At 46.4% G+C, this 13,068-nt stretch carries 9 protein-coding genes and 12 tRNA genes; 4 read left to right on the top strand and 17 right to left on the bottom strand.

The window, feature by feature from the left end:
* Positions 1–143 precede the first annotated feature (143 nt).
* The 4 genes from miaA to tsaE are packed head-to-tail and all read right to left on the bottom strand — an operon-like array spanning position 144 to position 5,388.
* A complete protein-coding gene (miaA, locus tag GT360_RS12990; protein WP_164649271.1) occupies positions 144–1,076 on the bottom strand; it encodes a tRNA (adenosine(37)-N6)-dimethylallyltransferase MiaA in 933 nt (310 codons plus the stop codon).
* Positions 1,073–3,034, bottom strand: coding sequence for a DNA mismatch repair endonuclease MutL (gene mutL, locus GT360_RS12995; RefSeq protein ID WP_164649272.1), 1,962 nt, complete (start codon positions 3,032–3,034; stop codon positions 1,073–1,075). Before mutL ends, miaA begins: the two co-directional genes overlap by 4 nt.
* Positions 3,035–3,039: 5 nt before the next feature.
* Positions 3,040–4,914 (bottom strand): LysM peptidoglycan-binding domain-containing protein, encoded by a 1,875-nt coding sequence (locus tag GT360_RS13000; RefSeq protein ID WP_164649273.1) that lies wholly within the window; start codon positions 4,912–4,914, stop codon positions 3,040–3,042.
* Positions 4,915–4,920: 6 nt separating this feature from the next.
* Positions 4,921–5,388: a tRNA (adenosine(37)-N6)-threonylcarbamoyltransferase complex ATPase subunit type 1 TsaE gene (gene tsaE, locus GT360_RS13005; RefSeq protein ID WP_164649274.1), complete on the bottom strand. Its 468-nt coding sequence runs from the start codon at positions 5,386–5,388 to the stop codon at positions 4,921–4,923.
* Between the two features lie 229 nt (positions 5,389–5,617).
* On the opposite strand from tsaE, the gene queG reads away from it, so the two are divergent.
* Complete coding sequence (queG, locus tag GT360_RS13010; RefSeq protein WP_164649275.1) at positions 5,618–6,742, top strand: tRNA epoxyqueuosine(34) reductase QueG; 1,125 nt, start codon at positions 5,618–5,620, stop codon at positions 6,740–6,742.
* A 506-nt stretch (positions 6,743–7,248) separates the two neighbouring features.
* Here the strand turns inward: queG and GT360_RS13015 are convergent.
* From GT360_RS13015 to orn, 13 genes are all read right to left on the bottom strand, one after another.
* Positions 7,249–7,325, bottom strand: a tRNA-Met gene (locus GT360_RS13015).
* A gap of 39 nt (positions 7,326–7,364) precedes the next feature.
* A tRNA-Gly gene (locus GT360_RS13020) sits at positions 7,365–7,455 on the bottom strand.
* Between the two features lie 34 nt (positions 7,456–7,489).
* Positions 7,490–7,565, bottom strand: a tRNA-Gly gene (locus tag GT360_RS13025).
* A 34-nt stretch (positions 7,566–7,599) separates the two neighbouring features.
* Positions 7,600–7,675: transfer RNA gene (locus GT360_RS13030), tRNA-Gly, on the bottom strand.
* A 34-nt stretch (positions 7,676–7,709) separates the two neighbouring features.
* Positions 7,710–7,785, bottom strand: a tRNA-Gly gene (locus GT360_RS13035).
* 35 nt (positions 7,786–7,820) lie between these two features.
* A tRNA-Gly gene (locus GT360_RS13040) sits at positions 7,821–7,896 on the bottom strand.
* A gap of 30 nt (positions 7,897–7,926) precedes the next feature.
* Positions 7,927–8,003: transfer RNA gene (locus GT360_RS13045), tRNA-Met, on the bottom strand.
* Positions 8,004–8,044: 41 nt separating this feature from the next.
* A tRNA-Gly gene (locus GT360_RS13050) sits at positions 8,045–8,120 on the bottom strand.
* 30 nt (positions 8,121–8,150) lie between these two features.
* Positions 8,151–8,227: transfer RNA gene (locus GT360_RS13055), tRNA-Met, on the bottom strand.
* Positions 8,228–8,268: 41 nt separating this feature from the next.
* A tRNA-Gly gene (locus GT360_RS13060) sits at positions 8,269–8,344 on the bottom strand.
* A gap of 30 nt (positions 8,345–8,374) precedes the next feature.
* Positions 8,375–8,451: transfer RNA gene (locus tag GT360_RS13065), tRNA-Met, on the bottom strand.
* Positions 8,452–8,492: 41 nt separating this feature from the next.
* Positions 8,493–8,568: transfer RNA gene (locus tag GT360_RS13070), tRNA-Gly, on the bottom strand.
* Positions 8,569–8,725: 157 nt separating this feature from the next.
* On the bottom strand, positions 8,726–9,271 hold the full coding sequence (orn, locus tag GT360_RS13075; RefSeq protein ID WP_164649276.1) for an oligoribonuclease: 546 nt from the start codon (positions 9,269–9,271) through the stop codon (positions 8,726–8,728).
* 114 nt (positions 9,272–9,385) lie between these two features.
* On the opposite strand from orn, the gene rsgA reads away from it, so the two are divergent.
* The 3 genes from rsgA (at position 9,386) to GT360_RS13090 (ending at position 13,054) form a co-directional block, all read left to right on the top strand.
* Complete coding sequence (rsgA, locus tag GT360_RS13080; RefSeq protein ID WP_164649277.1) at positions 9,386–10,441, top strand: small ribosomal subunit biogenesis GTPase RsgA; 1,056 nt, start codon at positions 9,386–9,388, stop codon at positions 10,439–10,441.
* Positions 10,442–10,550: 109 nt separating this feature from the next.
* Entirely contained in the window at positions 10,551–11,408 is an 858-nt protein-coding gene (gene asd, locus GT360_RS13085) for an archaetidylserine decarboxylase (RefSeq protein ID WP_164649660.1), read from the top strand.
* A 230-nt stretch (positions 11,409–11,638) separates the two neighbouring features.
* Positions 11,639–13,054 carry an SLC13 family permease gene (locus GT360_RS13090; RefSeq protein WP_164649278.1) on the top strand — a complete coding sequence of 472 codons (1,416 nt, stop codon included), beginning with the start codon at positions 11,639–11,641 and terminating at the stop codon, positions 13,052–13,054.
* Positions 13,055–13,068 lie beyond the last annotated feature (14 nt).

Raw genomic sequence — 13,068 nt, forward strand, 5'->3', positions numbered from 1 at the left:
TTTATGTTGTTGTTATTTAGCTAGTGGTGCTTTGCAATGATTTGCGCTGCTTTATGCATCTGAGCTAAACAGTTTCAAGTGACCACTCTCACTAAGTAAGAATGATCTTTCGCGCAAAAGCAAAAATATTATACACAGTAAAATCAATCGCTGGCTATTGCCTGCGAGAGAGTTTCTAAAGCGAGATCAACATTTTCGCTATCCAACCAAGTCAGATCATCCCAGCTGCGCAACCAGGTGATTTGTCGCTTGGCTAATTGACGAGTCGCACACACTCCGCGGAATTTCGCTTCCTCGAGCGTAGCATTCCCGTCCAAATAGTCCCACATCTGTCGATAACCGACGCAACGAATAGAAGGAAGATCCGGGTGGAGATCATCACGCTGATATAGCCCTTTCATCTCTTGCTCGAACCCTGCTTCCATCATTTTGTCGAATCTAAGTTCAATACGACGATGGAGCTCTGCCCTATCCTTGGGAGCTATTGCAAACTGTTTGACGCGATAAGGAAGTGGCTCTCCCTTTGTCGCTGTCAACTCAGTAAGAGTTTTACCTGAAATTCGATAAACTTCCAATGCCCTAGACAATCTTTGTGGATCATTAGGGTGAATTCTTTCGGCTGATACAGGATCGATCTCTCGAAGTTGATCATGCATCGCTTGCCAGCCCAACGTTTTCGCTTCTTGCTCCAATTGTGATCGAATCTCTGGATCGGCAGCAGGAAGAGGTGATAACCCCTCTAATAGTGCCTTGTAGTATAGCATTGTGCCCCCGACGAGAAGCGGGATCTTACCCTGGGCGACAATATCTGCCATCTCTTTGAGTGCATCACGTCGAAAATCAGCAGCCGAATAAGCTTCACTTGGATCCAATATATCGATCAAACGATGAGGTGCTAACGCAAGCTCTCTCTCATCTGGCTTGGCGGTACCGATATCCATATCGCGATAAATCAATGCCGAGTCCACTGAGATAATTTCTACAGGAAAACGCTGTCTCAATCGGATGGCTAAATCTGTCTTGCCCGAGGCCGTCGGCCCCATTAAGAACAGTGCTAATGGTAATTTTTCATTCATAACTTAAACGCAGAAATCGTATCGGTAAAGTCGATACTAATCATAAGATTAGAATCGTCTAAAGGTAATTGACCATGCCAGAGCTGTTCTAGTTCCCCTAAAATTTGCACTGCTTCAGATAAAGTGTAGCTAGGTTTCTCAACTGTCACCTGATTTGCTAGCCATTTGGTTATCATTTCCAGTGATTGAGGATCATTTGTCTGACATTTTTGAGCCGCGTACGATAACAGATCCGGAATCAGTTGTTGAAGGTTTTGTTGTCTCATTGGTTGAGGCACTGCCATGACCATAAGCGTCGTCTTATCCTTTTCGACGATTTTGATCCCTAGCTTAAGGAGCAAAGGCTGGATCTGTTGTTGGATCTGATGCGACTCGGCATCAACCTTAATCGCAAGCGGGATCAACAGTGGTTGCATCGTCAAAGGGCCTTGTTGCGGCGTCAATTGCCCATATTGCTTCCACCACTCCGCTCTTGGAATAGAGAGCATGAAGCAGTGACCATCATATTGAGTCAATAGGTACTGCTGCTCAACAACACACACTGCCTTACCAAATTCTCTCGCTTTATGCTGGCTTACCCTTGCTGGTGCACTCGCGGCCTCAGTACGGTCAATCTCAGCGGCAGAGGAAGGTCTTGGCTTGCTATCACTGACCGAATGAGGGGTCTGCATTAGCTGCTGATAAGCTTGCACCTCTCGATGGCTCGGTGAAGCGCTTGGCGCACGTTCACGAGCACTCCCGCCCATCTTGGCGCTAGCACGACTTTGTGATTGCCATTCATGACTCGCTCTACTCTCACCGACCTCAGAAGGTTGAGATAGCGGTGCCTTATTGGGGTATGCGGGCGTGTTTTTGACAGCTCGCTCAAGTTGTTTTTCTACCGATGAATCATTCACCGTCGGTTGGGCTTGTTCACCATGATGAAACGCTGACTCTGTCGGCTTACGTTCATCAATATTTAGGCTCTGCGCTAGCGCACCAGCTAAAGCCTGATAGATAAAGTCATGAACCAGCCTTGCCTGATGAAAGCGAACTTCATGCTTGGCAGGATGAACGTTAACGTCCACTTGGTGCGGGTCGATTTCAATAAATAACACATAAGTCGCAAATTGGTCTGGGCGCAATGTTGTCTCATAGCTTTGGCGGATCGCGTGATTAATGAGCTTATCTCGCATCATGCGGCCATTGACATAGCAGTACTGAAGATCACTTTGCTGCCTTGCGCCCTCCGGGGTCGTAATCCACCCGTGAAGCTTGAGATCATTATGTTCCAATTCGACTTTAAGCATTGAGCGGACAAAAGCGGCCCCGCACACGGCAGCAATACGCTTTTCTGCTTGAGACTCTGTTTTCGCCGCTCGGTACTGACGGATCATCTTACCATTGTGGCGTAAGTTGATCGTGACATCGAAGCGACTAAGTGCAATCCGCTTTAAAAGCTCATCAATGTGCGTGAACTCTGTTTTTTCCGTTTTAAGAAATTTGCGTCGTGCTGGTGTATTGAAGAAAAGGTCCAGCACCTCCACGGATGTGCCAACTGGATGGGCGGCAGGTTGAAGCTTCACCTCCATATCGCGGCCTTCCGTATAGCACGACCACGCTTCTTCTTGCGTTGTCGGTCGTGACGTCAACGTCAGTCTTGCAACGGAGCTGATACTGGCGAGCGCCTCGCCACGGAAGCCTAAACTGATGATCGCTTCAAGGTCATCTAATGTGTGGATTTTCGATGTAGCATGACGACTAAGGGCCAAACCAAGCTCATCTTTAGGGATCCCTTTACCGTTATCACGGACACGGATCATCTTGGCGCCACCCTTCTCAATATCGATATCAATACGAGTCGCACCCGAGTCTAAGCTATTTTCCACCAGCTCTTTTACAACCGACGCTGGTCGCTCCACAACTTCACCAGCGGCAATTTGGTTGGCAAGTCGAGCAGGTAAAATCTTAATCGTCATTTCTTCTACTTATTCGGGATAGTTAATACTTGTCCGACCGCCAATTGGTCAGAGCGCAAGTTATTGGCGGAACGAATACTTGATACCGACACCCCATACTGATTGGCTATTTTACCGAGGAACTCACCTCGCTTAACCGTATGCTTTCTCGGTGGTATATCCTTAACACTCACGGTTATCTTTAGCTTCTGACCCAGTCTTAACGTATCCGACTTGAGGTTATTTTCTCGTTTAATCGCAGCAACGGAGACCTTATATTGTTGCGCGACCTTACCTAAGTAATCTCCCTTGCCAACAGTATGAGTGATGGTCTTGGTCTGAACAGTCGGTGAACTACTCGATGCTGCCACAGTGATCTTCAGCTTCTGACCGAGTTTTAGGGTATCTGACTTAAGATTATTCTCACGCTTAATCGCGGCAACAGACACCTTGTACTGCTGTGCAACCTTGCCCAAGTAATCGCCTTTTTTAACCGTGTGAGTAATCGTCTTAGTCTGGGTAGCAGGAGCGCCACTTGCCGCAACCTGACCTGCTCGATTCGTTGCCGGTATCGATAGCATTTGACCAACTGCCAAGCTATTGCTCTTTAGGTTGTTCGCGTTGCGGATAGCATTCACCGATGTGCCATAACGATTCGCAATAACCGATAAGCTTTCCCCTCTTTGCACCTTGTGCTTAATCGTTTTGCTTTGATTCGCAAACAAGGTCCCCTCAGGCGCATTATTCTCAAAATACTGAACAATGGCCGTGGAAAGAGCGCGTGCCAGTTTATCTTGATGCTCACGCTGGAATAACAGGCGCTCTTCAGTTGGGTTTGAGATAAAGCCCGTTTCTACTAGAACCGATGGGATATCTGGTGATTTGAGTACCGCAAGGCTCGCGTTAACGGGTTTTTTCTGATGCAGACGGGCCACTTTACCCATCTCATTGAGGATCTTCGTCGCGACTTTATAGCCCTCACGCTGTGAAAACTGGAACTGCATATCAATCAACGTTTGGCTGACATTTCTATCGGTGTTGTTATTCGCTAGAAGCTCTCCTGCACCACCAAGCAACTGAGACTGTTCTTCGTGGTTCTCGACCCATTTGGCAAGCTCAGAGTTGGCTCGTCGGGTATTCAAAACAAACACTGACGCCCCACGAGGCTGTGGTGTATGGAAAGCATCCGCGTGAACGGAAACCAGAAGGTGAGCGCCTTTCTCACGAGCTAACGCAGAGCGGCGATTTAAGTTAACAAAATAATCTCCCTGACGCGTTAAAACCGCGCGCATCCCGGGAATCGCGTTGATGTTCGCTGCAAGCTTTTTGGAGATCGCTAAAGTAACGTGTTTCTCGTATTTTTTAGTAGGACCAATAGAGCCAGGGTCTTCACCACCGTGTCCTGGGTCAATGGCGACCACGATATCAGCATTACCACTTAGCTGTGAGGCATCACGACTGACTTGCGTGGCGCTTGAACTCGGTTGAGCAGGTGGCTTTTTCGTGGCGTGTGGCATATCGACCACTAAGCGGTAACCGTATTGCCCACCAGGAGTAGGGGCAAGCTTAAATACTGAGGGGGTAGTTTTTTCCTTCAACTCAAATACAAGTCGAAACGTACCTGATTCGGGTGGAGAGCTCTTACGTATACGCTTCAATACCGGGCTATCCGTCACATTCACAGGCAGCTTTGTCGATAAAGTGGTGTCTTTGAGATCAACAACAATACGGTCAGGGCTACTCAAGGTGAAATAGCTATGAACAGCTTCAGATTTCAGGTCAATGACGACACGAGTCTCTTCTGGCGATGGCCAAACTCGAATACTCTCCAGCACATTGGCTAGCACTGCCATTGGCATCATTGCTAATAGCAGTAATAAGGAAAAACCACGTCTCCACATAGCGATTTACTCAGCTAACTCCATCTGTTCTACTAACTTGTTTCCATACACTGTCATGGCTCTCAATGTCGCTTGACGCTGCTCACCATCATATCGAATGTCGATGTGCAGATCTGGCTCTGGCAGCATGCCTTCGCCCTTTTCTGGCCACTCAACCAAACAGATCGCATCATCAGTAAAATAGTCTCTAATGCCCATAAATTCGAGCTCTTCAGGGTCGGCCAAACGGTAGAGATCAAAATGGTAAACCATCCAATCCGCAAGCTGGTAAGGTTCAACCAACGTATAGGTTGGACTTTTCACATTGCCAACGTGGCCTAGAGATCGAACAAACCCTCGGCTAAAGGTCGTCTTACCTGCGCCAAGATCGCCGTGAAGATAGATCGTTGTTTGCTGGGTACAGCATTGAGCAAGATGATCGCCTAGCTTAATCGTCGCTTGCTCATCTTCGAGTAAAAATGTCTTTGAAATCATTTGATTCTGGCAATACTTAGTGTGTTATTTTCGGCGATCTTTATGGAAAGCAAAGGCGCTTCACCACCGAAATAAAAGCTGTCTAAAATTCAAGTATATATAATTCAATCATAAGGAAATAGTAAAACGCAGATTATTTGACAGACAACTTTGATCTTTGCGTATTTTTTAATGTTCTTTTGACTTAAGATCCGCTAGGATCGGCGCCCGCCAAAAGGAGCAGACCATAATGAACCTTTCAGAACTAGCTAACAACATCAAACTTTGGGGTAAAGAGCTAGGCTTTGATCAAGTTGGAATAACTGACATCGATCTCAAGGCGCATGAAAGCTATCTGAAAAACTGGCTCGATAAAGGCTACCACGGTGATATGGACTGGATGGCTCGACACGGCATGATGCGTGCCCGACCAGAAGAGTTGCTACCTGGAACACTACGAGTCATAAGCGCTCGTATGGACTACCTTCCCCCAGAAGCCCAATTTGCTTCTAACTTAAAAGACACCCATTCTGGTTATATTAGCCGCTATGCCCTCGGACGTGATTACCATAAACTCGTTCGCAACCAACTTAAAAAACTTGCTCAGAAAATAGAGCAAGAAGTCGATGCATTAGGATATCGACCTTTTGTAGACTCTGCTCCAATCCTTGAGCGTCCCCTTGCCGAAAAAGCAGGTCTAGGTTGGGTAGGCAAGCATTCACTACTATTAAATAAAGACTCTGGTTCGTGGTTTTTTTTGGGAGAGTTACTGATTGACCTTGCTTTGCCTATTGATCATGCAGGGGTGGACAACGAATGTGGTCATTGCGTTGCGTGCATGACGTCATGCCCGACTCAGGCGATTGTTGATGATAAGGTGGTGGATTCTCGCCGCTGTATCTCCTACCTCACCATTGAATATGACGGTGTTATCCCAGAAGAACTTCGTCAAGCAATAGGCAATCGCATCTACGGTTGTGATGATTGCCAGCTGGTTTGTCCTTGGAATCGAGAAGCTGAGGTTACACAACACACAGACTTCCATCGACGCAGTGAATTCAATAATGCTGATTTACTGACTTTGTTTGCATGGACTGAACAAGAATTTCTAGACCGGATGCAAGGAAGTGCTATTCGTCGAATTGGCCACACTCAATGGTTGAGAAATATCGCTATCGCTATTGGCAACGCTCCCTATGACGATAAATACATCCCCGCACTCACTGCACGTCTTGGCATCAGCACTACACTTGATGAGCATCTAAACTGGGCCATCAAGCAACAACAAGTGGCAGCAGCACAAACACCTAACCTAGATAGAAAGAAACAGAGACTTATCCGAATTGTCGAAAAAGGGCTACCTCGTGATGCTTAGGTTTCATGAAATAGCTGCACATTTTTTGACTCAGCTCTAAAAAGCTGACTTTGTGGAAAATATTTCCCAGTTCAGAAAATTTCCTATGAAAATGAAAGTTAGCCACATCAAGAAAAAATGACAAAGATCAAAAAACCAAGATAATCTTGTCAAGTTACTTAGTTCTAATATTTATTAATTCCCATTAAATTCATTAAAAATCAATAACTTATTTTAAGGCATTGAAATTGGGCTTTTCATTCGGAAACTAATGATCCTGAATTGAGGCTTGATGTTTAAGGAATGATCTTAATTATTCACTAACTTATCCACAATTAATACTATGTGGATAACTCTGTGAATTGAATAGGGAAACGCCCTTCCATCAACCGATAGAAAGGTAAATGTAATGAATTTTACACAGACAAAAAAGAACCTGATTAGCTTGTAATCAAGTTTCATATCTTTTGGGGGATTATGCTTCACAGCATGAAGAAAGAGCTTTATCGGATTTCAGGGGAGTGAAATGGTTGCGGGGGCCGGATTTGAACCGACGACCTTCGGGTTATGAGCCCGACGAGCTACCAAGCTGCTCCACCCCGCGTCCGATAATCATTGTTAAGCACAATGAAAGCTACTTATTTGGAGCGACACACGAGGTTCCCTATTCATAAACAGAAAGGCGTGACCTCAACCTTGGCAAGGTTGCGCTCAATCAACTGAGCTAGTGCCGCAATGTCACTGTTAAGTACAATGAAAACTAAAATCTGGAGCGACACACGAGGTTCGAACTCGTGACCTCAACCTTGGCAAGGTTGCGCTCTACCAACTGAGCTAGTGTCGCAATGTCATTGTTGAGTACAATGAGAACTGCAATCTGGAGCGACACACGAGGTTCGAACTCGTGACCTCAACCTTGGCAAGGTTGCGCTCTACCAACTGAGCTAGTGTCGCAATGTCATTGTTAAGTACAATGAGAACTGTAATCTGGAGCGACACACGAGGTTCGAACTCGTGACCTCAACCTTGGCAAGGTTGCGCTCTACCAACTGAGCTAGTGTCGCAATGTCACTGTTAAGCACAATGAAAGCTATTTATTTGGAGCGACACACGAGGTTCGAACTCGTGACCTCAACCTTGGCAAGGTTGCGCTCTACCAACTGAGCTAGTGTCGCATATCAACAGCTAATGCTATTGATTAAATTTGGTTGCGGGGGCCGGATTTGAACCGACGACCTTCGGGTTATGAGCCCGACGAGCTACCAAGCTGCTCCACCCCGCGTCCATCTAAGTCATTGTTAAGCACAATGAAAGCTTTAAATTTGGAGCGACACACGAGGTTCGAACTCGTGACCTCAACCTTGGCAAGGTTGCGCTCTACCAACTGAGCTAGTGTCGCATATCAACAGCTAATGCTATTGATTAAATTTGGTTGCGGGGGCCGGATTTGAACCGACGACCTTCGGGTTATGAGCCCGACGAGCTACCAAGCTGCTCCACCCCGCGTCCATCTAAGTCATTGTTAAGCACAATGAAAGCTTTAAATTTGGAGCGACACACGAGGTTCGAACTCGTGACCTCAACCTTGGCAAGGTTGCGCTCTACCAACTGAGCTAGTGTCGCATATCAACAGCTAATGCTATTGATTAAATTTGGTTGCGGGGGCCGGATTTGAACCGACGACCTTCGGGTTATGAGCCCGACGAGCTACCAAGCTGCTCCACCCCGCGTCCATCTAAGTCATTGTTAAGCACAATGAAAGCTTTAAATTTGGAGCGACACACGAGGTTCGAACTCGTGACCTCAACCTTGGCAAGGTTGCGCTCTACCAACTGAGCTAGTGTCGCTTTTCAACAACGTTTCCGTCGTTTAGGGCTGCGAATTATAAGAGCATTTTTTTGTGATGCAAGTGCTTTTTCAAAAAATAATTCATTTTTGATCTATGTGATGAAAAAGCACGCAAACCGCTAAGGTAACGGTGTGATTTTAATCGAATAAGTGCAATTAGATCTTAAAGATCGTTTGACGATAGTATTTCAGCTCTGCAATCGACTCTCGAATATCATCTAATGCGAGGTGTGTACCCTGCTTAGAAAAACCGTCTAAAACTTCTGGCTTCCAGCGGCGGGTGAGCTCTTTTAAGGTACTCACATCCAGATAGCGGTAATGAAAGTACTCTTCCAGTTTTGGCATGTGCTTGTATAAGAAACGACGATCTTGGCCAATACTATTGCCACAAATCGGCGATTTTCCTTTGGGAACCCACTTTTCTAAAAACTCGATCGTTTGGCGAACCGCGTCCTCTTCATCAACATCACTTGCTTTCACTCTGTCCACCAGCCCACTTGCAGTGTGTGTGTTGGTGCACCAGTCATCCATCTTATCAAGCTCTTCTTGTGGCTGTTTTACTGCTAAAACAGGACCTTCTGCCAAGATGTTGAGTTCACTGTCTGTAACGATTGAAGCGATTTCGATGATTTTGTGAGTTTCAGGATCGAGCCCTGTCATCTCCAGATCAACCCAAATTAAGTTCTGATCACTGAAAGACATAGTTCTGCTGCCTATTTGTTTGCACGTAAAAAAGGTACTATACCCAAATTAAGATCCTCAAGATAGAGCGCCAAAGCGACTCTAACTTGGTCACATGATATTTAGAGAGTTAAAGTGGCGAAAAAGAAAAAGCTGACAAAAGGTCAGGTGAGACGTGTAAGAAGCAACCAGAAACGTAAGCTCAAGCAACAAGATACCGTCCAGTGGGATGAGACCATGCTGGGCAGCGTTAAAACCGGTTTAGTCATTACTCGCTTTGGTCAGCATGCCGACATTGAAGATAGTGAAACTAAAAAAGTGCATCGTTGTAACCTGCGTCGTGGTATCGAGAGTCTCGTATCTGGCGATCAGGTTCTTTGGCGTGCCGGACTAGAATCGATGGACGGTATTTCAGGTGTCGTAGAAGCCGTGGAGCCTCGAACGTCAGTATTGACTCGTCCTGACTATTACGACGGCTTAAAACCAGTCGCTGCAAACGTCAACCAGATGATCATTGTGTCATCTGTTCTTCCCGAGCTGTCTCTCAATATCATCGACCGTTACCTTGTCGCTGCTGAAACACTGCAGATCGCGCCACTGATCGTCCTCAACAAAATCGACCTACTAGAAGCAGAAGATCGTGAGAAATATACCGAACTCCTCAATGAGTACTCGCGCATCGGCTACAAAGTGATGTTTGTGAGTAAGCAAACAGGCGAAGGGATCAAAGAGCTTGAAGCCGAGCTTACTGATCGCATTAATATCTTTGTCGGACAATCTGGCGTAGGAAAATCTAGCCTAGTCAACGCACTGATGCCAGGTTTGGAAGTAGAAGAAGGGGCGGTATCAGAGAATTCAGGTTTAGGTCAACACACCACGACAGCGGCTCGCCTTTACCATATTCCAAGTGGCGGCGACCTTATTGACTCTCCAGGTGTTCGTGAGTTCGGTCTATGGCACCTTGAAGCCGAAGAGATCACCAAAGCCTTTGTTGAATTTCGTCCATACTTAGGTGGATGCAAATTTAGAGACTGTAAGCACCAAGACGACCCAGGCTGTATCTTGCAGCAAGCGGTTCAAGATGGGCACATTAACCGAGTGCGCTTTGATAACTACCATCGTATTCTCGAAAGTATGGCGGAAGGCAAAGCGAATCGTCAGTATTCGCGTAACAAAAAAGCCGACCTATAAAACGAACTCAGTCACAATCGACACACTTTTGTGGCTGACAATTGAGCGGAGTTTGAGTAACATCTCGCGCCCAAAACATGATTAAAATTAACGAGATTGGATTACCATGATGGATAAACTTAAAGTTGGATTGCAGTACTGGCTTCCACAACACGCATTGACGCGTCTAGTCGGTAAACTCGCTTCAGCAAAAGCAGGCAGCTTGACCACCACGATCATCAACTGGTTCATCAAGCAATACAAAGTCAACATGGACGAGGCGCTGCACTCTGATCCAAAACACTTTAAGACCTTCAATGAGTTCTTTGTTCGCGAGCTTAAACCAGGCATGCGACCTGTTGTTGAGGGTGACAACGTCATCACACACCCAGCGGATGCTTGTGTTAGCCAGTTTGGTCCAATCGAAAATGGTCAATTGATCCAAGCCAAAAACCACAACTACTCTGCGTTAGAGTTGCTTGGTGGTGACGAGGCGCTGGCTCAAGAGTTTACGGATGGTGAGTTTGCAACGCTCTACCTTTCTCCGCGTGACTATCACCGTGTACACATGCCATGCAAAGGGTCATTGCGCCAAATGATCTACGTACCAGGGGATCTGTTTTCAGTAAACCCACTCACCGCGGAAAACGTGCCAAACTTGTTTGCACGTAACGAGCGCGTTGTGTGTATTTTTGACACGGAATTTGGCCCTATGGCGCAAGTACTTGTTGGTGCAACCATTGTCGGCAGCATCGAACTGACTTGGGCAGGTACAGTGACTCCGCCGCGTGGTAACACGGTTTACCGCTGGGATTATCCTGCCGAAGGTGAAAATGCGGTCTCATTTGAAAAAGGCGAAGAAATGGGACGTTTTAAGCTAGGCTCAACAGTGATCAACTTGTTTGCAAAAGACGCGATTAAGTTTGATGAATCTATGCAAAACACGGTGCCAACCGTGATGGGCACAGCGTACGCACACAAGAAATAGCGTGAGCTGTTAAACGAATAGATAAACCTCGCTTCGGCGAGGTTTTTTGTTATTGGTCGATCGAATACTCAACCCTGGACAAAATCATTACAGCCTGTTGATATTTTGACCTAAAACAAAGTATCGATTGATTGTAATTATAGGCTTCTCATAATTAAATCCGGCTCGATGAACCTTCATCTAACCTACTGTAATCTAATCAAAGATTTTGATTTCAGTGGATAGGTAACATGGTTGTTCGTTTTTCTGCTTCAATGATTAAGCTGCTCATTTGTTTGGCAATTCCTCTCTTTATTTTGCTATTACCCACCGAGGTAATTCCGATTGCCGAGCTGACTATTATTCAACACCGATTGCTAGCAATTTTCCTCCTTGCTGCCCTACTATGGGTCTTTGAGCCCGTTCCAGTATTCGCCACTTCCATTCTCATTATTGCCCTGCAGCTGGTCATGATATCAGACAAGGGATTGCATCTATTTCGAGCCGACAACAGTACAGTAGAACTTGGTGAACTGATGTCGTACACCGACATATTCAGTGCGTTCTCTTCCCCAATCATCATCCTATTTATGGGTGGTTTTTCCCTGGCGATTGCCGCCTCTAAGTACAATCTTGATAACAACTTAGCGCGCGTACTGCTAAAACCCTTCGGCACCAAACCCGCCTTTATCATGCTTGGACTGATGCTGATCACTGCAGTGTTCTCCATGTTCATGTCCAATACCGCAACAACGGTGATGATGCTTGCCCTACTCGGCCCTATTGTCGCGGCTGCACCCAAAGGCGACCTCGGCATCAAAGCATTGGTATTGTGTATTCCCATAGCCGCAAACACCGGTGGTATTGCTACGCCGATTGGTACCCCACCTAATGCCATCGCACTTCAGTACCTTACCGGTGAAAACACGATAAACTTTTTGTCCTGGATGATGATGGGCTTACCCTTCGTGATCATTCAGCTCACGATTGCTTGGTTCTTGCTACAAAAACTCTTCCCTAGCTCGAAAGATAAGCTGGTTCTCAACCTAAGTGGTAAGTTCGAACAAAGCTGGCGCGCATGGGTGGTTTACGCCACCTTCGCCGTGACCATCTTGCTGTGGATGACGACTCAACTGCATGGCATGAACACCTATGTGGTTTCAGTGATCCCATTGGCCGTTTTTACCCTGACAGGCATTATGGGCAAAGAAGAGCTCAAACTTATCAACTGGGATGTGCTGTGGTTGGTTGCGGGTGGTATCGCCATTGGCCTTGGGTTAGACAGAACCGGACTGGCGGAATCTTTAGCGCATACGATTCCTTATGACAGTTTATCACCTGCAGCAGTGCTGATTTCACTCTCTATTGTATGCTGGTTGATGGCGAACTTCATGTCCAATACAGCGACGGCTAACCTGCTCATGCCCATTGCTGCCGCGATTGGCGCATCAATGGACAGCATCGTTGCGGTTGGTGGTATCCAAGGGCTGCTTGTGGTTGTCGCCTTCTCCGCCTCTCTCGGTATGATTCTTCCAGTATCCACCCCGCCAAACTCACTGGCCTATTCAACTGGCCTCATTGAGAGTAAAGATATGGCGAAAACGGGATTAATCATGGGTGTCATTGGTTTAGCGATTGTCTATCTAGCAGTATGGATATTCACCTAAACTATTTATCCCTC

It is taken from the genome of Vibrio astriarenae (genome assembly GCF_010587385.1).
Classification (GTDB): Bacteria; Pseudomonadota; Gammaproteobacteria; order Enterobacterales; family Vibrionaceae; genus Vibrio; species Vibrio astriarenae.